This is a genomic window from Enterobacter chuandaensis (genome assembly GCF_003594915.1).
In the GTDB taxonomy this organism is placed as follows: Bacteria; Pseudomonadota; Gammaproteobacteria; order Enterobacterales; family Enterobacteriaceae; genus Enterobacter; species Enterobacter chuandaensis.
In genome coordinates, this window is sequence record NZ_QZCS01000020.1 from 60,910 (window position 1) to 80,959 (window position 20,050).

A 20,050-nucleotide genomic window follows, 5' to 3' on the forward strand; every position below is an offset into this window, starting at 1 on the left:
CTCAACAAATGTTAGTCAAGGAAGTATAACCATCAAGGCGCTGAGCCTGAAGTTATAAAGCAAACCTCTTACAGTTCCATTTGTTTATTATTCAAGCTATTAATGTTTTTACTGTGCGAATTATCTTATTGTCGCACTGACCGGTCAAAATTGGGAGTAGGCGGTACTAGCGTATAGCCCATAAAAGAAAAACGCCACGTAAAAACGTGGCGTTCGCTGGCTTTATTTGCGTTACGAGCGCTTCATCATGTCGAAGAAGTCGTCGTTGGTTTTGGTCATCGCCAGTTTGTTAATGAGGAACTCCATCGCGTCAATTTCACCCATTGGATGGATGATTTTGCGCAGGATCCACATTTTCTGCAGCTCTTCCTGTGTGGTAAGCAGCTCTTCTTTACGGGTACCGGAACGGTTGTAATCGATAGCCGGGAAGACGCGTTTTTCTGCGATCTTACGAGAGAGGTGCAGTTCCATGTTACCTGTACCTTTAAATTCTTCGTAAATCACTTCGTCCATTTTAGAACCAGTATCGATCAGCGCCGTTGCGATGATGGTCAGGCTGCCGCCCTCTTCCACGTTACGTGCAGCACCGAAGAAGCGTTTTGGACGGTGCAGGGCGTTAGCATCCACACCACCGGTCAGCACTTTACCGGACGCCGGCACCACGGTGTTGTAGGCACGCGCCAGACGGGTGATGGAGTCAAGCAGGATGATCACGTCTTTCTTGTGCTCAACCAGGCGTTTCGCCTTCTCGATAACCATTTCCGCAACCTGAACGTGGCGAGATGCTGGCTCGTCGAAGGTTGAAGCAACCACTTCACCTTTAACCAGACGCTGCATCTCGGTGACTTCTTCCGGACGTTCGTCAATCAGCAGCACCATCAGCACGCAGTCTGGGTGGTTGTAGGCGATGCTCTGCGCAATGTTCTGCAGCAGCATGGTTTTACCCGCTTTCGGCGGTGCCACAATCAGACCACGCTGGCCGCGACCGATTGGCGATGCCAGATCCAGAACACGTGCGGTTAAGTCTTCAGTAGAACCGTTACCACGCTCCATGCGCAGGCGGGAGTTCGCGTGCAGCGGCGTTAAGTTCTCAAAGAGGATCTTGTTACGCGAGTTTTCTGGCTTGTCGAAGTTAACTTCATTGACTTTCAACAGCGCAAAGTAGCGTTCACCCTCTTTAGGAGGACGAATCTTACCTGAAATGGTGTCACCAGTGCGGAGGTTGAAACGGCGGATTTGGCTAGGGGATACGTAGATGTCGTCAGGGCCGGCGAGGTAGGAGCTGTCTGCAGAGCGGAGGAAACCAAATCCGTCTTGCAATATCTCCAGCACACCGTCGCCAAAGATATCTTCGCCACTCTTAGCGTGCTGCTTCAGGATGGCGAAAATGATGTCCTGCTTGCGCATACGAGCCTGGTTTTCCAGCCCCATATTTTCGCCGAGAGTGATCAGCTCAGAAACCGGCGTATTCTTTAATTCGGTAAGATTCATAATGGTGTGGGTTCTTAAACTCGGGGTGATTCTCGAACTTAATGTTGTGAATGGTATGGCAGGATCATCCATGCCTGTTTAGCGGCCATCACCTCATGTCTGTTCGCTGTCTGGTCACAGGGAAAGAACGCAGAACTGAAACGACAAGACGGATTGAGTGACAAGCCCGGAATTTAGCCACTTCACGCATTGTTCATGTCAACAACGGGAAGTATCGGGTAAAACAAGATTCAAACAACAGATATGTTTAAAACGAAGTCATAGCTAACTTAGCACGACTTCAGCCGGGCGTCCAGAGTTCCACATCATTTAGCCAGGGGCTCTGGACGCACAGCGGAGAAACCTTACGCCAGGTTAGCGTCCAGGAACTCTTTCAGCTGACCTTTGGACAGCGCGCCCACTTTGGTCGCAGCCACTTCGCCGTTTTTGAACAGCAGAAGGGTTGGGATGCCACGGATACCGTATTTTGGCGCGGTGCCCGGGTTCTGGTCGATGTTCAGCTTGGCAACCGTCAGTTTGCCCTGATATTCGTCAGCGATCTCATCCAGAATCGGGGCGATCATTTTGCAAGGACCACACCATTCAGCCCAGAAATCGACGAGGATCAGCCCGTCAGCCTTAAGTACGTCCGTGTCAAAACTGTCGTCAGTCAGGTGAATAATTTTATCGCTCATATATAACTCCACAGGAATAAGCCTGGTACGTTGGTTTTGTCTCCACCAACGACGTGTTGATGTCGCATTAACCAACTAAAGGTTGACTTTATTTCACCGGATACGCTTTCGTAAAGCAATAGTAAGCTGATATTCTACCACACTATGAGCAAAACACATTTAACAGAACAGAAGTTTTCCGACTTCGCCCTGCACCCAAAAGTGATCGAAGCCCTTGAAACAAAAGGGTTTCATAACTGCACGCCCATTCAGGCTCTCGCCCTGCCGCTGACGCTGGCCGGTCGCGATGTTGCAGGGCAGGCGCAAACCGGTACCGGCAAAACGATGGCGTTTTTAACGTCAACGTTTCATTATTTACTTTCTCACCCAGCGATTGCAGACCGCAAAGTTAACCAGCCGCGCGCGCTAATTATGGCCCCGACGCGAGAACTGGCGGTACAGATCCACGCAGACGCTGAACCCCTGGCACAGGCTACCGGTCTGAAGCTTGGCCTGGCCTATGGCGGTGACGGCTACGATAAACAGCTGAAAGTGCTGGAAAGCGGCGTGGATATCCTGATCGGTACCACCGGCCGTCTTATCGACTACGCCAAACAGAATCACATTAACCTCGGCGCCATCCAGGTTGTCGTGCTTGATGAAGCTGACCGTATGTACGATCTGGGCTTCATTAAAGATATCCGCTGGCTGTTCCGCCGCATGCCGCCGGCTAATCAGCGCCTGAACATGCTGTTCTCTGCCACCCTTTCCTATCGCGTACGCGAGCTGGCGTTCGAGCAGATGAACAATGCGGAATATGTGGAAGTGGAGCCTGAGCAGAAAACGGGCCACCGCATTAAAGAAGAGCTCTTCTATCCTTCCAATGAAGAGAAAATGCGTCTGCTGCAAACACTGATCGAAGAAGAGTGGCCGGATCGCGCCATTATCTTCGCGAACACCAAACACCGCTGTGAAGACATCTGGGGCCATCTGGCTGCAGACGGCCACCGTGTTGGCCTGTTGACCGGCGACGTGGCGCAGAAAAAACGCCTGCGTATTCTTGAAGAATTTACCCGTGGCGATCTCGATATTCTGGTCGCAACCGACGTTGCTGCTCGTGGTCTGCACATTCCAGCCGTAACGCACGTCTTTAACTACGATCTGCCAGACGACTGTGAAGACTACGTACACCGTATCGGTCGTACCGGTCGTGCGGGCGCAAGCGGTCACTCTATTAGCCTTGCGTGTGAAGAGTATGCGCTGAATCTTCCAGCCATTGAGACCTACATCGGTCACTCTATTCCGCAGAGCAAATACAATCCGGAAGCGCTGTTAAGCGAACTGCCGCCGCCTAAGCGTCTTACCCGCCCACGCTCCGGCAATGGTCCGCGTCGTTCAGGCGGCGCACCGCGTAATCGTCGTCGTTCAGGTTAATACATTATGCTCAGCTCCACCTCGCTCTATGCGGCAATTGATCTCGGTTCGAATAGTTTTCATATGCTGGTTGTGCGTGAGGTGGCGGGAAGCATACAAACGCTGACGCGCATTAAACGCAAGGTCCGCCTCGCGGCGGGCCTGAGCAGCGATAACTACCTCTCACCTGAAGCCATGGAACGTGGTTGGCAGTGCCTGCGTCTCTTTGCTGAGCGTCTGCAGGATATCCCGCATGCCCAAATCACCGTCGTCGCCACAGCGACGCTCCGACTGGCGGTTAACGCCGTAGATTTTATTGCCAAAGCGCAGGAAATTCTGGGGTGCCCGGTCCAGGTCATCAGCGGTGAAGAAGAAGCCCGCCTGATCTATCAGGGGGTTGCCCACACGACGGGCGGAGACGATCGCCGTCTGGTAGTGGATATCGGCGGTGCCAGTACCGAACTGGTCACCGGCACCGGCGCGCAGGCGACGTCGCTGTTCAGCCTGTCGATGGGCTGCGTGACCTGGCTTGAACGTTACTTTGCCGACCGGAATCTGTGTAAAGAGAACTTCGACGAGGCAGAAAATGCCGCGCGCGCAGTATTACGCCCGGTGATGGACGAACTGCGCTATCACGGCTGGAAAGTCTGCGTGGGTGCCTCGGGTACCGTGCAGGCTCTGCAGGAAATCATGATGGCGCAGGGCATGGACGAGCGGATCACGCTTGCCAAACTTCAGCAGCTTAAACAGCGAGCCATTCAGTGCGGACGCCTGGAAGAGCTGGAAATTGAAGGCCTGACGCTGGAACGCGCGCTGGTCTTCCCAAGCGGGCTGGCCATTCTGATCGCCATATTCACCGAATTGAATATCCAGTGTATGACTCTGGCTGGCGGTGCGCTGCGCGAAGGTCTGGTCTACGGAATGCTGCATCTGTCGGTGGATCAGGACATCCGCAACCGTACGCTGCGCAACGTCCAGCGTCGTTTTCTGGTTGATATCGATCAGGCTGGACGCGTCTCGCAGCTGGCATCACGCTTTGCCGACCAGGTTGCTAACGCCTGGGATCTCGATCATCTGAGCCGCGATTTATTGCTGAGCGCCTGCGCGCTGCATGAGGTGGGGCTCAGTATTGATTTTAAACAGGCGCCGGCTCACGCAGCGTATCTTGTGCGTAACCTGGATTTGCCGGGCTACACGCCCGCACAGAAAAAGCTGCTGGCAACGCTGCTGCTGAACCAGACCAACGCCGTTGATCTCTCCTCTTTGCATCAGCAGAATGCCGTACCGCCGCGCGTGGCCGAGCATCTGTGCCGCCTGCTGCGTCTGGCGATTCTGTTTGCCAGCCGCCGCCGCGATGATTTGCTTCCAGCTATTAATCTGGTAGCCGATGATGAGAAGCTGGCGCTGACGCTGCCGGAAAACTGGATTGATAATCACCCGTTAGGGGCAGAGATGATCGAGCAGGAGTGCCAGTGGCAGAGCTATGTGCACTGGGTGCTTGAGGTGAAGTAATACGCTGAACATTGCCGGGTGGCGGCTTCGCCTTACCCGGCCTACCCATCATTATCCCTTCTCTTTGGCTTTTGCCAGCATGGCGCGAATGTTCGCCACGTTAGCCTGCCCTTTGTGCATCCGCTCTTCTGCGGTAATCACTTTACGCTCCTGTTCCCAGATAAGATCGTCCTGCGGCAGTTCCAGCAGGAAACGGCTGGGTTCCGGGCGAACCAGTTCACCGTACTGACGGCGCTCTTTACACAGCGTGAACGTGAGTTCCTTCTGCGCGCGGGTGATCCCCACGTAGGCCAGACGACGCTCCTCGTCGACGTTATCTTCATCAATGCTGCTCTGGTGTGGCAATAACCCCTCTTCCATACCGACCAGATACACATACGGGAACTCCAGACCTTTTGACGCATGCAGCGTCATTAGCTGAACCTGGTCGGCCTCTTCTTCGCTTTCACCGCGCTCCATCATGTCGCGCAGGGTAAAGCGGGTGACCACCTGCGTCAGGGTCATCGGCTCGTCAATCTCAGAGCCCTCCAGCATTTCAGTCATCCAGCTGAAAAGCTGGTTTACGTTTTTCATCCGCATTTCAGCCGCTTTCGGGCTGGCGGAGGTTTCGTACAGCCAGGATTCATAGTCGATGCCGTGGATCAGATCGCGCACGGCAGCCACCGGCTCGCGCTCTGCCAGCCGCTGAACTTCGCCCAGCCAGTGGGTGAAGCGGGTTAAGTTGTCATATCCGCGTCCCGTCAGCGTCTGGCTCAACCCCATATCAAAGCTGGCGGTAAACAGGCTCTTATTGCGGGTCATCGCCCATTCGCCCAGCTTTTGCAGCGTCGCCGGGCCAATTTCGCGTTTCGGCGTATTCACAATACGCAGAAACGCGCTGTCGTCATCCGGGTTCGTAAGCACGCGCAGATAGGCCAGCAGATCTTTGATTTCTGGTCGTGAGAAGAACGACGTACCGCCCGAGATTTTGTATGGAATGCGGTTCTGCATCAGCATCTTTTCAAAGACGCGCGACTGATGATTGCCGCGATAGAGGATCGCGTAATCCTTATATTCGGTTTTATTGACGAAGTGGTGGGCGATCAGTTCGCCCGTCACGCGCTCCGCCTCATGCTCTTCATTATTGGCGCTGAGCACCTTCAGCTCCGTACCGTAGCCCAGTTCGGAGAAGAGACGCTTTTCAAAAACGTGCGGGTTATTGGCAATCAGGATATTTGCCGCCTTCAGGATGCGCCCGGAGGAGCGGTAGTTCTGCTCCAGCTTAATCACCTGCAACGCAGGAAAATCTTTGCTCAGCAGCACCAGGTTTTGCGGGCGTGCGCCGCGCCAGGAGTAAATCGACTGGTCGTCGTCGCCGACCACGGTGAAGCGCGCGCGCTGCCCCACCAGCAGCTTCACCAGCTCGTACTGGCTGGTGTTGGTATCCTGATATTCATCCACCAGCAGATAGCGGATTTTGTTCTGCCAGCGCTCGCGCACCTCTTCATTTCGCTGTAAAAGCAGTGTCGGCAAGAGGATCAGATCGTCGAAGTCCAGCACGTTGCACGCTTTCATGTGCGCGTCGTAAAGACCATAGCAGTGGGCGAAGATCCGATCCCGTTCACCTTTAGCGATCGCCGCGGCCTGGGCCGGGGTCATCAGATCGTTTTTCCAGTTCGAGATCGTCGAGATCAGCTGCTGCAACAGCACCTTATCATCCTCGATCAGCCCCTCGGTGAGCTCTTTGAGCAACGCCACCTGGTCGGTGTCATCGAACAGCGAAAAGTTGGATTTCATCCCCAGCGCGGCATATTCACGTTTAATGATATCCAGCCCCAGCGTGTGGAAGGTGGAGATCATCAGCCCGCGCGCCTCTTTGCGCCCCAGCGTCTGGCCGACGCGCTCTTTCATCTCGCGCGCCGCTTTATTGGTAAAGGTGACCGCCGCAATATGTCGGGCCTGATAGCCGCAGCCGCGGATCAGGTGCGCAATCTTATTGGTGATGACGCGCGTTTTACCGGATCCTGCGCCCGCCAGCACCAGACACGGTCCGGTGACAAATTCGACGGCTTGTTGTTGTCCGGGGTTTAAACGCATAAATGATCGCTCAATGAAAGTCAGGAGGGGAGAATAACAGCGTGGTAGTATAGCGAGCCTAATCCATACCACTCAAGGCACGATCATGGCAAAAACAGCAGCAGCACTGCATATCCTTGTAAAAGAAGAGAAACTGGCTCTGGATCTTCTGGAGCAGATTAAAAACGGTGCCGACTTCGGCAAGCTGGCGAAGAAGCACTCCATCTGCCCATCAGGCAAGCGCGGCGGCGATTTAGGCGAATTCCGTCAGGGCCAGATGGTTCCGGCGTTCGATAAAGTGGTCTTCTCCTGCCCGGTGCTGGAGCCAACCGGCCCGCTGCATACCCAGTTCGGTTATCACATTATCAAAGTGCTGTATCGCAAATAAACAAGCCGGGTGGCGGCTGCGCCTTACCCGGCCTACATCTTACGTTTTTGTAGGTCGGGTAAGCGAAGCGCCACCCGACAAGGATGTTAACCTGCTACCGCGATACGCTTCATATCGGTCATGTAGCCACGCAGTTTGTGGCCCACTTTCTCGATCTGGTGGCTGCGAATCGCTTCGTTCACATCGCGCAGCTGCGCGTTGTCTACTGCACCTTCCGCAATCGCTTTTCCCAGATCGCCCGTCTGCAGGGTGGTCATGAACTCTTTCAGCAGCGGTACGCAGGCGTAAGAGAACAGGTAGTTACCGTATTCTGCGGTATCCGAGATAACCACGTTCATTTCGTACAGACGCTTACGGGCGATGGTATTCGCGATCAGCGGCAGCTCGTGCAGAGATTCGTAGTATGCAGACTCTTCGATGATGCCGGAATCCACCATGGTTTCGAAAGCCAGCTCAACGCCCGCTTTCACCATCGCGATCATCAGTACGCCTTTATCGAAGTACTCCTGCTCGCCGATTTTACCTTCATACTGTGGCGCGGTTTCGAACGCGGTTTTACCGGTCTCTTCACGCCAGGTCAGCAGTTTTTTGTCGTCGTTTGCCCAGTCCGCCATCATGCCGGAAGAGAACTCGCCGGAGATGATGTCATCCATGTGTTTCTGGAACAGCGGCGCCATGATGGTTTTCAGCTGTTCAGACAGCGCGTAAGCACGCAGTTTTGCCGGGTTGGACAGGCGGTCCATCATCAGCGTAATCCCGCCCTGCTTCAGCGCTTCGGTGATGGTTTCCCAGCCGAACTGAATCAGTTTTTCTGCGTATGCCGGGTCAGTACCTTCTTCCACCAGCTTGTCGAAGCAGAGCAGAGAACCCGCCTGCAGCATGCCGCACAGAATGGTCTGCTCGCCCATCAGGTCAGATTTCACTTCAGCCACGAAGGACGATTCCAGCACGCCCGCGCGGTGGCCGCCGGTGGCCGCTGCCCAGGCTTTGGCAATCGCCATGCCTTCACCTTTCGGATCGTTTTCCGGGTGAACTGCGATAAGCGTCGGCACGCCGAAACCACGCTTGTACTCTTCGCGTACTTCCGTACCCGGGCACTTCGGCGCCACCATCACTACGGTGATGTCTTTACGGATCTGCTCGCCCACCTCAACGATGTTGAAGCCGTGGGAGTAACCCAGCGCGGCACCGTCTTTCATCAGCGGCTGTACGGAGCGCACTACGTCGGAGTGCTGCTTGTCCGGCGTCAGGTTAACCACCAGATCCGCCTGCGGGATCAGCTCTTCGTAGGTACCCACTTTGAAGCCGTTTTCGGTCGCTTTACGCCAGGAAGCGCGCTTCTCGGCAATCGCTTCTTTACGCAGGGCGTAGGAGATATCCAGACCGGAGTCACGCATGTTCAGGCCCTGGTTCAGGCCCTGTGCGCCACAGCCGACGATGACCACTTTTTTACCCTGAAGGTAGCTCGCGCCATCAGCAAATTCATCGCGCGCCATGAAGCGGCATTTGCCCAGCTGCGCCAGCTGCTGGCGCAAGTTCAGTGTATTAAAGTAGTTAGCCATGGGTGATACCTCGTGATGTTGTGTGTCTTATTGTTCGGTTCGCGTTTCAGCGAGAATGTACCCACATTACAACAGGAAATTTATTGCGGAAATTGATATATTCACAACGTCACATTGCAATTTTTGCAATGTAAAAAGAGGGAGTGGAATCGGTGGATTTACGCGATCTAAAAATGTTCCTGCACCTGGCGGAAAGCCGCCACTTTGGCCGTAGCGCCCGGGCGATGCACGTTAGCCCCTCCACGCTTTCGCGCCAGATCCAGCGCCTTGAGGAAGACCTCGGCCAGCCGCTGTTCGTGCGCGATAACCGCACCGTCACCCTCACGGAAGCAGGAGAAGAGCTGCGCGTCTTTGCCCAGCAGACGCTGTTGCAGTACCAACAGCTGCGGCACGCCATTGACCAGCAGGGACCGTCGCTTTCCGGCGAGCTGCATATTTTCTGCTCCGTGACCGCCGCCTACAGCCATCTGCCGCCGATCCTTGACCGCTTCCGCGCGGCGCATCCGTCGGTTGAAATTAAGCTCACCACCGGCGACGCCGCCGACGCAATGGAAAAAGTGGTGACCGGCGAAGCAGATCTCGCCATCGCCGGGAAACCCGAAACCCTGCCGGGCGCGGTGGCGTTCTCGATGCTGGAGAATCTGGCTGTGGTGCTGATCGCCCCGGCACTGCCCTGCCCGGTGCGTAACCAGGTGTCGGTGGAAAAACCGGACTGGTCAACGGTGCCGTTTATCATGGCCGATCAGGGGCCGGTGCGTCGCCGTATTGAGCTGTGGTTCCGCCGTCAGAAAATCAGCAATCCGTCGATTTACGCCACCGTCAGCGGTCATGAGGCGATGGTGTCGATGGTGGCGCTAGGCTGCGGCGTGGCGCTGCTGCCGGAAGTGGTGCTGGAAAACAGCCCGGAACCGGTGCGCAATCGCGTGATGATTCTGGAGCGCAGCGACGAGAAAACCCCGTTTGAGCTTGGCGTGTGCGCACAAAAAAAGCGGCTACATGAGCCGCTTATTGATGCGTTCTGGAGCATATTGCCGAATCACTAACCCGCCAGAAAGAACCTGAACGCCGGGTTATGGGTCTCGTCGTGACATTCATAGCCCAGCTCGTTCAGCCGCGTTTCGAAATCCGGCTCGTGCTCGCCCAGTTCGAACGCCGCCAGCACGCGCCCGTAGTCGGTGCCGTGGCTGCGGTAGTGGAACAGGGAGATGTTCCAGTGCGTGCCCAGCGTGTGCAGGAACTTGAGCAGCGCGCCCGGTGATTCCGGGAACTCGAAGCTGAACAGACGTTCCTGGAGCGGCTTCGAGGGACGCCCGCCAACCATGTAACGCACGTGCAGCTTCGCCATCTCATCGTCAGAAAGATCGACCACGCTGTAGCCGCCGTTATGCAGCAGGTTGAGGATCTCTTTGCGCTCCTCCACTCCCCGGCTCAGACGCACGCCGACAAAGATGCAGGCATCTTTGGCATCGGCAAAACGGTAATTGAACTCCGTTACCGAACGACCGCCCAGCAGCTGGCAGAACTTAAGGAAGCTGCCCTTCTCTTCCGGGATGGTCACCGCCAGCAGCGCTTCACGCTGTTCGCCCAGCTCGCAGCGCTCAGAAACGTAGCGCAGGCCGTGGAAATTCACGTTGGCACCGGAAAGCACGTGCGCCAGACGCTCGCCGCGAATGTTGTGTTGTGCGATGTATTTTTTCATCCCCGCCAGCGCCAGCGCGCCGGACGGTTCCGCCACCGCACGCACGTCCTCGAACAGATCTTTCATCGCCGCGCAGATCGCATCGCTGTCTACGGTGACGATATCGTCGAGATATTCCTGGCACAGGCGGAAGGTTTCGTCGCCAATGCGCTTCACCGCCACACCCTCGGCAAACAGCCCGACGCGCGGCAGATCGACCGGATGCCCGGCATCCAGCGCCGCCTTCAGGCAGGCAGAGTCTTCCGCTTCAACGGCAATGACTTTGATCTGCGGCATCAGCTGTTTGATCAGCACCGCCACGCCCGCGGCTAACCCGCCGCCTCCAACCGGGACGAAGACGCGGTCGAGATGCGCATCCTGCTGCAGCAGTTCAAGCGCCAGCGTGCCCTGCCCGGCAATCACCATCGGGTGGTCAAACGGCGGCACCCAGGTGAAGCCCTGCTGCTGCGCCAGCTCGATCGCTTTGGCTTTCGCTTCGTCAAAATTGGCCCCGTGGAGCAGCACTTCCCCGCCGAAACCGCGTACCGCATCGACTTTGATGTCTGCGGTGGCGACCGGCATCACGATCAGCGCTTTTAGCCCCAGACGGGCAGATGAGAACGCCACGCCCTGGGCGTGGTTGCCCGCAGACGCGGTAATCACCCCGCGCGCTTTTTGCTCGTCGGTCAGCCCAGCCATCATCGCGTAGGCGCCGCGCAGCTTAAAGCTGTGCACCGGCTGACGGTCTTCGCGCTTCACCAGAATGACGTTGTCGAGGCGCGAAGAGAGTTTTTCCATCTTCTGCAGGGGCGTGACCTGCACGGCTTCATAGACCGGCGCGCGCAGCACCGCTCTCAGATATTCCGCCCCCTCGGGGGCGGCGGATAAGGGTTGTGACTCGGCCATCATTAGCCCCCAAGCTTAGATTTATCGCGCACCGCGCCTTTATCTGCACTGGTGGCAAGGCTCGCGTAGGCGCGCAGAGCGAAGGAGACTTCGCGCTGACGGTCTTTCGGCGTCCAGGCTTTGTCGCCGCGGGCTTCCTGCGCTTCACGACGGGCCGCAATTTCCTGGTCGCTCAGCTTGAGCTGAATGCCGCGATTCGGAATGTCGATTTCGATCAGGTCACCGTCTTCGATGATGGCGATGTTGCCGCCGCTTGCCGCTTCCGGGGAAACGTGGCCGATAGAGAGGCCGGAGGTGCCGCCGGAGAAACGTCCGTCGGTGATCAACGCGCAGGCTTTACCGAGGCCCATGGATTTCAGGAAGGTGGTTGGGTAGAGCATCTCCTGCATGCCCGGGCCGCCTTTCGGCCCTTCGTAGCGAATGACAACCACGTCGCCTTCCACCACTTTGCCGCCAAGGATAGCGTCTACCGCTTCATCCTGGCTTTCGTACACTTTCGCCGGACCGGTGAATTTCAGGATGCTGTCGTCCACGCCTGCGGTTTTCACGATGCAGCCGTTTTCCGCAAAGTTACCGTACAGCACGGCCAGACCGCCGTCTTTGCTGTAGGCGTGTTCCAGCGAGCGGATGCAGCCTTCGGCGCGGTCATCGTCCAGGGTATCCCAGCGACAGTCCTGCGAGAACGCCTGGGTAGTACGAATACCCGCTGGACCCGCGCGGAACATCTTTTTCACCGCGTCGTCTTTGGTCAGCATGACGTCGTACTGATCCAGCGACTCCGGCAGCGTCAGGCCGAGCACGTTTTTCACGTCACGGTTCAGCAGCCCGGCGCGATCCAGCTCACCCAGAATACCGATGACGCCACCGGCACGGTGCACGTCTTCCATGTGGTACTTCTGGGTACTCGGTGCGACCTTACACAACTGCGGCACCTTGCGGGAGAGCTTGTCGATGTCGCTCATGGTGAAGTCAATTTCGGCTTCCTGCGCGGCAGCCAGCAGGTGCAGAACGGTATTGGTGGAACCGCCCATGGCGATATCCAGCGTCATGGCGTTTTCAAATGCGGCTTTGCTGGCGATGCTGCGCGGCAGCGCGCTGGCGTCGTCCTGCTCGTAGTAGCGTTTGGTCAGCTCAACGATGCGTTTACCGGCATTCAGGAACAGCTGCTTACGGTCGGCGTGGGTTGCCAGCAGCGAACCGTTACCCGGCTGAGAGAGGCCCAGCGCTTCGGTCAGGCAGTTCATGGAGTTGGCGGTGAACATCCCGGAACAAGAGCCGCAGGTCGGACACGCGGAGCGTTCCACCTGTTCGCTCTGCTCGTCTGACACTTTCGGGTCCGCGCCCTGGATCATCGCATCGACAAGGTCGAGCTTAATGATTTTGTCGGAGAGCTTGGTTTTCCCCGCTTCCATCGGGCCACCGGAGACGAAGATCACCGGAATATTCAGGCGCAGGGAGGCCATCAGCATCCCCGGGGTGATTTTGTCGCAGTTGGAGATACAGACCATCGCATCGGCGCAGTGGGCGTTAACCATATACTCTACCGAGTCGGCGATCAGCTCGCGCGACGGCAGTGAATAGAGCATGCCCCCGTGGCCCATTGCGATACCGTCATCCACTGCAATAGTGTTGAACTCTTTCGCCACACCGCCGGAGGCTTCGATTTGCTCGGCAACCAGTTTACCGAGGTCGCGCAGGTGCACGTGGCCCGGTACGAACTGGGTGAAGGAGTTCACCACGGCGATAATCGGCTTGCCGAAATCGGCGTCGGTCATTCCGGTGGCGCGCCACAGCGCGCGGGCTCCCGCCATGTTGCGGCCGTGGGTGGTGGTGGCTGAACGATACTTAGGCATGCTTTATTTACTCCCGTCTGACTATTTAATGGGACGGTGCGTGCCGTCCCAAATTTATACTTAGTGATTAACCTGATCCAACCAGCCGTATTTATCTTCCGTTTCACCGGTGAAGAGGCCGAAGAACGCCTGCTGGATGCGTTTGGTGACCGGACCGCAGCGGCCTTCGCCCACCTGGATACCGTCTACGCTGCGCACCGGCGTAATTTCAGCCGCCGTGCCGGACATAAATACTTCATCGGCCAGATACAGAGATTCGCGGGACAGAACCTGCTCGCGCACTTCGATACCCAGATCTTTCGCCAGCTTGATGATGGCGTCACGGGTGATGCCCGGCAGCGCGGACGAGGTGAACGGCGGCGTGAACAGGATGCCGTCTTTCACTTCAAACAGGTTTTCACCCGCACCTTCAGAGATGTAGCCGTTCACGTCGAGCGCGATACCTTCCTGATAGCCGTGGCGGCGCGCTTCGCTACCGACCAGCAGTGAGGAGAGGTAGTTTCCGCCCGCTTTCGCGGCGGTCGGGATGGTGTTTGGCGCTACGCGGTTCCAGGAAGAGACCATTGCGTCGATCCCCTGCTCCAGGGCTTCTGCTCCCAGATAAGCACCCCATGGAAACGCAGCAATGATCACATCGGTGTTGTAACCGGCTGGCGGGTTCACCCCCATGCCGACGTCGCCCACGAAGACCAGCGGACGAATATAGGCGCTGGTCAGGTTGTTCTTACGGATTACGTCGCGGCAGGCTTCCATCAGTTCATCAACGCTTTGAGAAACCGGGAAACGATAAATTTTGGCTGAGTCATGCAGACGCTGCATGTGTTCGCGATGGCGGAACACCACTGGTCCTTTGTGAGAGTCGTAGCAACGGATGCCTTCAAACACGGAGGTACCGTAGTGCAGCGCGTGGGACATCACGTGGACTTTCGCGTCCTCCCAGCGAACCATCTCCCCATTGAACCAAATGTAATCAGCTTTTTTTGTCGTCATTTTTTCGTCCTGTCACGCTCAAGCGCGGATTTGTTGTGATGTGGTTGTGCTCTGGCAGATGGCAACATGGGCAACGTCTACCAGCTTTGATAACTGACTAAACAGTAAGTCGACCGGCCGCGGGCTGGCAACGGTTAATTCGATACTGATGTTCTGCGCGTCGGTGGCCGTTTCCATATTCATTGAGCAAATCTGAAAACCACGGTGGCGGACCACACGCAATACGCGTTCTAACGTTTCCGGGTTGAAGCGAGCCTGCACGGCGACCTGATGTTGCATCATGATAATTTCTCCAGCATTTGTGAGTTACTGGCACCGGGCGGTACCAACGGCCAGACGTTCTCAAGCTCGTCGATTGAGACATGAAGCAGGTATGGCCCTTCGCTTGACAGCATGGTGTCGAGTGCCGCTTCAACCTGGTCTTTACGGGTGATGTGCTGACCAGGAATGCCGAAGGCGCTGGCCAGGGTAAGGAAATCGGGGTTATCGGTGAGCGTCGTTTCGCTGTAGCGCTCCTGGAAGAACAGCTGTTGCCACTGGCGAACCATCCCTAAACGCTGGTTATCGAGCAACACGATCTTCAGCGGTAACTGTTTGCGCTTCACGGTGCCGAGCTCCTGGACGTTCATCATGAAGGAGCCGTCACCGGAGATACAGATAACGGTATCGTTCGGACGGGCAACCTGCGCGCCAACGGCTGCCGGCAGACCGAAGCCCATCGTCCCTAACCCGCTGGAGGTGATGAAGTTTTCCGGGCGGGTGTAGGTCATATGCTGGGCGGACCACATCTGGTGCTGGCCCACATCCGTCGTCACCACGCTGTCAGCAGGTTTACGGTCGGACAACTGCTTCAACAGCAGCGGCGCGTAGATGGCCTCGCCGGGGTGGTCGTAACGCCAGGCGTGCTCGGCGCGCATGTCTGCGGTGTGCTGACGCCATGGGTTGATATCCAGCGGCTGCTGCAATGCCGGTAACAGCGCGTTGAGATCACCCTGCAGCGCAACGTGCGCCTGACGCAGCTTGTTCATCTCCGCCGGGTCGATATCCATATGGATGACTTTGGCGTTCGGCGCAAAGGTATTCAGCTTGCCGGTAACGCGGTCGTCAAAACGAGCCCCCACGGCGATGAGCAGATCGCACTCCTGTACCGCCAGGTTTGCCGCTTTGGTACCGTGCATCCCCAGCATGCCAAGGTAATACGGGTAGTCCGCGTCGACTGCGCCCAGACCTTTCAGCGTACAGGTGGCGGGCATCTGCGTAGTCGCGATAAATTCCCGCAAGGCAGGAACAGCCTGCGCCATGCCTACGCCACCGCCGACGTACAGCATCGGCTGTTTCGCCTGCGCCAGCATCTGGCGGGCTTCTTCAACGTCTGCATGCGGGAACGCATTGTTGCTTTCAACGGTGGAGAAGTGCGGCTCCAGATCGCCGAGTGCAACCTGGATATCTTTCGGGATATCCACCAGAACCGGGCCAGGGCGACCAGAGCTTGCCACTTCAAACGCTTCTGCCACTACGCGTGGCAGTTCTTCGAGAGACTGGACGAGAAAGCTGTGTTTGGTGCAGGCCAGCGATAAACCGAGGACGTCGACTTCCTGGAAAGCATCGGTACCGATGAACGGAGAGGCTACCTGACCGGTGATCGCCACGACGGGAACGGAATCGAGCAGCGCGTCAGCCAGGCCGGTGATCAGGTTCGTTGCGCCCGGACCTGAAGTCGCCATGCAGACGCCGGTTTTACCGGTCGCGCGGGCATAGCCGATAGCGGCCATCGCTGCGCCCTGCTCGTGCCGGCACAAGAGGTGTTCCACGCCGCCGTCATACAGTGCATCGTAAATCGGCATAATTGCGCCACCCGGATAACCGAACACGGTTTCGACTCCCTGCGCGCGCAACGCATGTACAACCCATTGTGCCCCATTCATAGTTAGTTCCCCGTCATAAATCTGGAGAAACAGAATTTTGTGCTAGTCGTCATTCTCTGCTCCTCGTTTAAGTTTTTTAGTCATAAAAAAACCCCCGGACCTTTCGGTGCGGGGGTCTTAGTTCGTTAAGGCTTGATTTCTAAGCCTTTCCTCGTCCAAGTGCAGCCCCGCACGGTGGGATAATAATCACCACCACGCTAATCACGACCAGGCTAATCACTCGTAGAAGGGCTGTCATTTTCAGTTCTTTTTGCATCTTGTTCGAAGGAATACCTAAAGAGTTACCACAGTTTTTAAATCAAACACAAGATTTATTTATGACGCAGTTGATTAGCCAGCGAATCATATTTCTTAAAATCGTTGTTTTATATGAGGAAATTAGAAAATGAATATTTTTCATTTTTTTCACGTTCCCTGCAGCGTTAAAACGCGGTTTTTGACGTTTTGCGTGGAGGCTTCCACGCTGGTGTAACAGTTTCAACTTGCCGCCAAAATGCCTGAACAGGGGACGTAAATTCGCGAAATCGCGCTAAACAGGTAACGCTCATACTGGCATAGTCCCGCCAGGAGGTAGTGTAAATGTCACTGTCAGTTGTTTATACGCGTGCGGCTCTCGGGGTGAAGGCTCCGCTTATTTCCGTAGAGGTTCATTTGAGTAATGGGCTGCCAGGACTCACGCTTGTCGGGCTACCGGAAACGACGGTTAAAGAGGCCAGGGATCGCGTTCGCAGCGCAATCATAAATAGCGGTTATACCTTCCCCGCGAAGAAGATCACCATCAACCTTGCCCCCGCCGATCTGCCCAAAGAGGGGGGACGATATGATTTACCTATCGCGATTGCGCTTCTCGCGGCTTCTGAGCAGCTTAAGACGAACAGGCTAGGCTCGTATGAGTTCGTGGGTGAACTCGCGCTTACAGGCGCATTAAGAGGCGTTCCCGGTGCAATATCAGGTGCGCTGGAAGCAATACGCGCAGGACGGCAAATCATTGTCGCCAATGAAAACGCATCAGAAGTGAGTCTTATTGCAGAGAAGGGATGCTTCATCGCGGGGCATCTTCAGGAAGTGTGTGCCTGGCTTGAAGGGCGTCATGAACTGTCCGAGCCGGAAGAGTGCGACGAGGCTATAGCGGATGCGCCAGAAGATCTCAGCGAGATCATGGGACAGGAGCAAGGGAAACGGGCGCTGGAGATTACGGCAGCGGGTGGTCACAATCTTCTGCTGATTGGTCCGCCGGGTACGGGCAAAACCATGCTGGCGAGCAGGCTGAGCGGGCTGCTACCGCCGCTTAATAACCATGAAGCGCTGGAAAGCGCTGCCATTTATAGTCTTATCAGTTCGACGTCGTTGCATAAACAGTGGCGTCGACGTCCCTTTCGTTCACCGCATCATAGCGCGTCACTGACAGCAATGGTCGGCGGTGGGTCTATTCCGGGGCCGGGAGAGATCTCACTGGCACACAACGGCATTCTGTTTCTCGATGAGCTACCTGAGTTTGAGCGCCGCGTGCTGGATGCACTGAGGGAGCCCATTGAATCGGGTGAGATACATATTTCACGCACGCGAGCCAAAATAAGCTATCCCGCCCGTTTTCAGCTCGTGGCGGCGATGAACCCCAGCCCGACGGGGCATTATCAGGGCAACCATAACCGCTGTACGCCAGAGCAGACGCTGCGCTATCTGGGAAAACTCTCCGGTCCATTTCTCGACCGTTTCGATTTATCACTGGAAATCCCGCTTCCACCGCCGGGTCTGCTCAGGCAGACGGATAGGCTCGGTGAAAGCTCCGCGCATGTTCGCGAGCGGGTTATCGCGGCACAGGCGCGACAGTACGCTCGTCAAAACAGGCTGAATGCACGGCTGGATAATGCCGGGATCCGACAGTTTTGTTCTCTTAACGGTGAAGATGCCGTGTGGCTGGAGGAGACGTTGACGCGCTTTGGGCTTTCCATACGTGCGTGGCAGCGTTTATTAAAAGTGGCCAGAACCATTGCGGACGTGGAGGGATGTGCCGACATTGAGAGGAAACACTTGCAGGAGGCGCTGAGCTATCGCGCTATCGATCGTTTGCTGCTGCATCTGCAGAAGTTACTGGCATAAAAAAGGGGCCGTAGCCCCTTTTTTATTAGTCGTCAGACTCGGTGTAGTCTTCTGCACCTTCCATCTGCGGCTTGCCGCCAGACAGCGTATGGAAACGCTTTGGACGCTTAATGCGCGCCATGTACTTGATCCATACACGTTCTGCTTCAGATTGCGGCTCACGCTCGCCACGGCACACTGAGACAAACTGCTTTTCATCTTCAGTTGCAGGCTCACGTTTACCCAGATCCAGCTCGTTAAAGGCATAACCATGACGCTCAAGCAGCTGCGCCTCTTTGATGGTGAAATCGCCGTGACGAGAGAACCCGCGCGGATAATGTTTATTGTCGAAAAAACGATTAGTCGTCGTAAAGCTTTCCGCCATCCTACACGCTCCTAATTCTTTGGCCGAGCTATTTATGGCGCGGAGTATTAGTTACGCTTGACAGAGTGTAAAACAAAACATTTAAATCATAACGACAAATAATTTTGTGGAGAAAGATGTGGATACGGAATTGCTAAAAACTTTCCTTGAAGTGAGCAGAACGCGTCACTTCGGGCGAGCCGCTGAAGCCCTTTACCTGACGCAGTCAGCAGTCAGTTTTCGTATTCGACAGCTGGAAAATCAACTGGGTGTGAATCTTTTTACCCGCCATCGCAACAATATCCGTCTCACGCCTGCTGGTGAAAAACTGCTTCCGTATGCGGAGACATTGATGAATACCTGGCAGGCAGCGCGCAAAGAGGTGGCGCATACCTCAAGGCACAATGAGTTCTCTATTGGGGCCAGCGCATCTCTGTGGGAATGTATGCTCAGTCAGTGGCTGAGCAGGCTATATCATTCACACGGGCACCTGCAATTTGAGGCCAGAATTGCGCAACGTCAGTCGCTGGTTAAACAACTTCATGAGCGGCAGCTGGATCTACTTATCACGACAGAAGCCCCCAAAATGGACGAATTTAGCAGCCAGATCGTAGGGCAGTTTGGCCTGGCGCTTTACGCTTCTGAACCCTCAATGATGAAAGCCGATCTGACCTATTTGCGTCTGGAATGGGGCCCTGATTTTCAGCAGCATGAGGCGGGACTGATTGCACCTGATGATGTTCCACAGCTAACAACCAGTTCTGCCGAGATTGCCTGTCAGCAACTTCCCCTGTTGAAGGGTTGCACCTGGTTACCAGTCCGTTGGGCAGACGCTAAGCCAGGACTGCATACCGTCGTAGATTCCACTACCCTTTCCCGGCCGCTGTATGCGATTTGGCTGCAAAATAGCGATAAGCAATCTCAGATTAAAGATCTGTTGAAAACCAATGTAATGGATTGATGCTGAGGCCAGCAGGGATGCTGGCTGCATTTCAGAATGCTGAAATTCCCCCGAATTTCAGGCAAAAAAAAATCCTTTGCCGAAGCAAAGGATTCTATATGGCAGGGGCGGAGAGACTCGAACTCGCGACACCCGGTTTTGGAGACCGGTGCTCTACCAACTGAGCTACGCCCCTAAAGTTTCTTACCATCAAGCCTGCCTAAGAGGCAGGCTTGATGTC

Annotated in this window: 18 protein-coding genes and 1 tRNA gene; 6 read left to right on the forward strand and 13 right to left on the reverse strand. The window is 55.9% G+C overall.

The genetic code is table 11. From position 1 onward, the window contains the following. Positions 1-231: 231 nt before the first annotated feature. Together rho and trxA are read right to left on the reverse strand one after the other, a co-directional pair. A complete protein-coding gene (gene rho / locus D5066_RS21680; protein ID WP_008501566.1) occupies positions 232-1,491 on the reverse strand; it encodes a transcription termination factor Rho in 1,260 nt (419 codons plus the stop codon). Between the two features lie 344 nt (positions 1,492-1,835). Further along, positions 1,836-2,165 (reverse strand): thioredoxin TrxA, encoded by a 330-nt coding sequence (gene trxA / locus D5066_RS21685; RefSeq protein ID WP_006179218.1) that lies wholly within the window; start codon positions 2,163-2,165, stop codon positions 1,836-1,838. Between the two features lie 144 nt (positions 2,166-2,309). On the opposite strand from trxA, the gene rhlB reads away from it, so the two are divergent. Next, complete coding sequence (gene rhlB / locus D5066_RS21690; protein WP_119917182.1) at positions 2,310-3,578, forward strand: ATP-dependent RNA helicase RhlB; 1,269 nt, start codon at positions 2,310-2,312, stop codon at positions 3,576-3,578. 6 nt (positions 3,579-3,584) lie between these two features. Next, positions 3,585-5,069 carry a guanosine-5'-triphosphate,3'-diphosphate diphosphatase gene (gene gppA / locus D5066_RS21695; protein ID WP_119917183.1) on the forward strand — a complete coding sequence of 495 codons (1,485 nt, stop codon included), beginning with the start codon at positions 3,585-3,587 and terminating at the stop codon, positions 5,067-5,069. Positions 5,070-5,120: 51 nt separating this feature from the next. Here gppA and rep read toward each other — a convergent pair whose 3' ends face one another. Next, positions 5,121-7,145 (reverse strand): DNA helicase Rep, encoded by a 2,025-nt coding sequence (gene rep, locus D5066_RS21700; RefSeq protein WP_028014817.1) that lies wholly within the window; start codon positions 7,143-7,145, stop codon positions 5,121-5,123. Between the two features lie 85 nt (positions 7,146-7,230). Here rep and ppiC point away from each other — a divergent pair, with 85 nt between their 5' ends. Then, positions 7,231-7,512, forward strand: a complete 282-nt coding sequence (gene ppiC / locus D5066_RS21705) for a peptidylprolyl isomerase PpiC (protein ID WP_004886861.1) — start codon at positions 7,231-7,233, stop codon at positions 7,510-7,512. Positions 7,513-7,598: 86 nt separating this feature from the next. On the opposite strand, the gene ilvC is transcribed toward ppiC, so the two are convergent. Then, on the reverse strand, positions 7,599-9,074 hold the full coding sequence (ilvC, locus tag D5066_RS21710; protein ID WP_021242831.1) for a ketol-acid reductoisomerase: 1,476 nt from the start codon (positions 9,072-9,074) through the stop codon (positions 7,599-7,601). 152 nt (positions 9,075-9,226) lie between these two features. Between ilvC and ilvY the strand changes: the two genes are divergently transcribed. Then, a complete protein-coding gene (ilvY, locus tag D5066_RS21715; RefSeq protein WP_080330355.1) occupies positions 9,227-10,117 on the forward strand; it encodes an HTH-type transcriptional activator IlvY in 891 nt (296 codons plus the stop codon). On the opposite strand, the gene ilvA is transcribed toward ilvY, so the two are convergent. From ilvA to ilvL, 7 genes are all read right to left on the reverse strand, one after another. Beyond that, positions 10,114-11,658 carry a threonine ammonia-lyase, biosynthetic gene (gene ilvA, locus D5066_RS21720; RefSeq protein WP_119917187.1) on the reverse strand — a complete coding sequence of 515 codons (1,545 nt, stop codon included), beginning with the start codon at positions 11,656-11,658 and terminating at the stop codon, positions 10,114-10,116. The genes ilvY and ilvA overlap by 4 nt on opposite strands. Before the next feature lie 2 nt (positions 11,659-11,660). Then, positions 11,661-13,511, reverse strand: a complete 1,851-nt coding sequence (gene ilvD, locus D5066_RS21725; protein ID WP_080330353.1) for a dihydroxy-acid dehydratase — start codon at positions 13,509-13,511, stop codon at positions 11,661-11,663. Between the two features lie 60 nt (positions 13,512-13,571). Next, the gene (gene ilvE, locus D5066_RS21730) at positions 13,572-14,501 is read right to left on the reverse strand and encodes a branched-chain-amino-acid transaminase (protein WP_023326297.1); all 930 of its coding nucleotides are present in this window, start codon (positions 14,499-14,501) and stop codon (positions 13,572-13,574) included. Positions 14,502-14,519: 18 nt separating this feature from the next. Continuing rightward, positions 14,520-14,783 (reverse strand): acetolactate synthase 2 small subunit, encoded by a 264-nt coding sequence (gene ilvM / locus D5066_RS21735; RefSeq protein ID WP_003860184.1) that lies wholly within the window; start codon positions 14,781-14,783, stop codon positions 14,520-14,522. Next, positions 14,780-16,426 (reverse strand): acetolactate synthase 2 catalytic subunit, encoded by a 1,647-nt coding sequence (ilvG, locus tag D5066_RS21740; protein ID WP_119917184.1) that lies wholly within the window; start codon positions 16,424-16,426, stop codon positions 14,780-14,782. Before ilvG ends, ilvM begins: the two co-directional genes overlap by 4 nt. Positions 16,427-16,428: 2 nt before the next feature. Further along, positions 16,429-16,479, reverse strand: a complete 51-nt coding sequence (gene ilvX / locus D5066_RS22985; RefSeq protein WP_166792073.1) for a peptide IlvX — start codon at positions 16,477-16,479, stop codon at positions 16,429-16,431. An 86-nt stretch (positions 16,480-16,565) separates the two neighbouring features. Then, entirely contained in the window at positions 16,566-16,664 is a 99-nt protein-coding gene (gene ilvL / locus D5066_RS21745) for an ilv operon leader peptide (RefSeq protein ID WP_001311244.1), read from the reverse strand. Positions 16,665-17,005: 341 nt separating this feature from the next. On the opposite strand from ilvL, the gene D5066_RS21750 reads away from it, so the two are divergent. Next, entirely contained in the window at positions 17,006-18,526 is a 1,521-nt protein-coding gene (locus tag D5066_RS21750) for a YifB family Mg chelatase-like AAA ATPase (protein ID WP_119917185.1), read from the forward strand. Positions 18,527-18,551: 25 nt separating this feature from the next. Here the strand turns inward: D5066_RS21750 and D5066_RS21755 are convergent, their stop codons facing one another. Further along, complete coding sequence (locus D5066_RS21755) at positions 18,552-18,890, reverse strand: MaoP family protein (protein WP_008501577.1); 339 nt, start codon at positions 18,888-18,890, stop codon at positions 18,552-18,554. Positions 18,891-19,008: 118 nt separating this feature from the next. On the opposite strand from D5066_RS21755, the gene hdfR reads away from it, so the two are divergent. Next, positions 19,009-19,830, forward strand: a complete 822-nt coding sequence (gene hdfR, locus D5066_RS21760) for an HTH-type transcriptional regulator HdfR (RefSeq protein ID WP_119917186.1) — start codon at positions 19,009-19,011, stop codon at positions 19,828-19,830. Positions 19,831-19,929: 99 nt separating this feature from the next. Here hdfR and D5066_RS21765 read toward each other — a convergent pair. Continuing rightward, positions 19,930-20,005, reverse strand: a tRNA-Trp gene (locus D5066_RS21765). Between the last annotated feature and the right edge of the window lie 45 nt (positions 20,006-20,050).

Excerpts from the sequence above, each read along its gene's own strand:
- rho (WP_008501566.1), bottom strand. The coding sequence starts at position 1,491 with ATGAATCTTACCGAATTAAAGAATACGCCGGTTTCTGAGCTGATCACT.
- trxA (WP_006179218.1), bottom strand. The coding sequence starts at position 2,165 with ATGAGCGATAAAATTATTCACCTGACTGACGACAGTTTTGACACGGAC.
- rhlB (WP_119917182.1), top strand. The coding sequence starts at position 2,310 with ATGAGCAAAACACATTTAACAGAACAGAAGTTTTCCGACTTCGCCCTG.
- gppA (WP_119917183.1), top strand. The coding sequence starts at position 3,585 with ATGCTCAGCTCCACCTCGCTCTATGCGGCAATTGATCTCGGTTCGAAT.
- rep (WP_028014817.1), bottom strand. The coding sequence starts at position 7,145 with ATGCGTTTAAACCCCGGACAACAACAAGCCGTCGAATTTGTCACCGGA.
- ppiC (WP_004886861.1), top strand. The coding sequence starts at position 7,231 with ATGGCAAAAACAGCAGCAGCACTGCATATCCTTGTAAAAGAAGAGAAA.
- ilvC (WP_021242831.1), bottom strand. The coding sequence starts at position 9,074 with ATGGCTAACTACTTTAATACACTGAACTTGCGCCAGCAGCTGGCGCAG.
- ilvA (WP_119917187.1), bottom strand. The coding sequence starts at position 11,658 with ATGGCCGAGTCACAACCCTTATCCGCCGCCCCCGAGGGGGCGGAATAT.
- ilvD (WP_080330353.1), bottom strand. The coding sequence starts at position 13,511 with ATGCCTAAGTATCGTTCAGCCACCACCACCCACGGCCGCAACATGGCG.
- ilvE (WP_023326297.1), bottom strand. The coding sequence starts at position 14,501 with ATGACGACAAAAAAAGCTGATTACATTTGGTTCAATGGGGAGATGGTT.
- ilvM (WP_003860184.1), bottom strand. The coding sequence starts at position 14,783 with ATGATGCAACATCAGGTCGCCGTGCAGGCTCGCTTCAACCCGGAAACG.
- ilvG (WP_119917184.1), bottom strand. The coding sequence starts at position 16,426 with ATGAATGGGGCACAATGGGTTGTACATGCGTTGCGCGCGCAGGGAGTC.
- ilvL (WP_001311244.1), bottom strand. The coding sequence starts at position 16,664 with ATGACAGCCCTTCTACGAGTGATTAGCCTGGTCGTGATTAGCGTGGTG.
- D5066_RS21750 (WP_119917185.1), top strand. The coding sequence starts at position 17,006 with ATGTCACTGTCAGTTGTTTATACGCGTGCGGCTCTCGGGGTGAAGGCT.
- D5066_RS21755 (WP_008501577.1), bottom strand. The coding sequence starts at position 18,890 with ATGGCGGAAAGCTTTACGACGACTAATCGTTTTTTCGACAATAAACAT.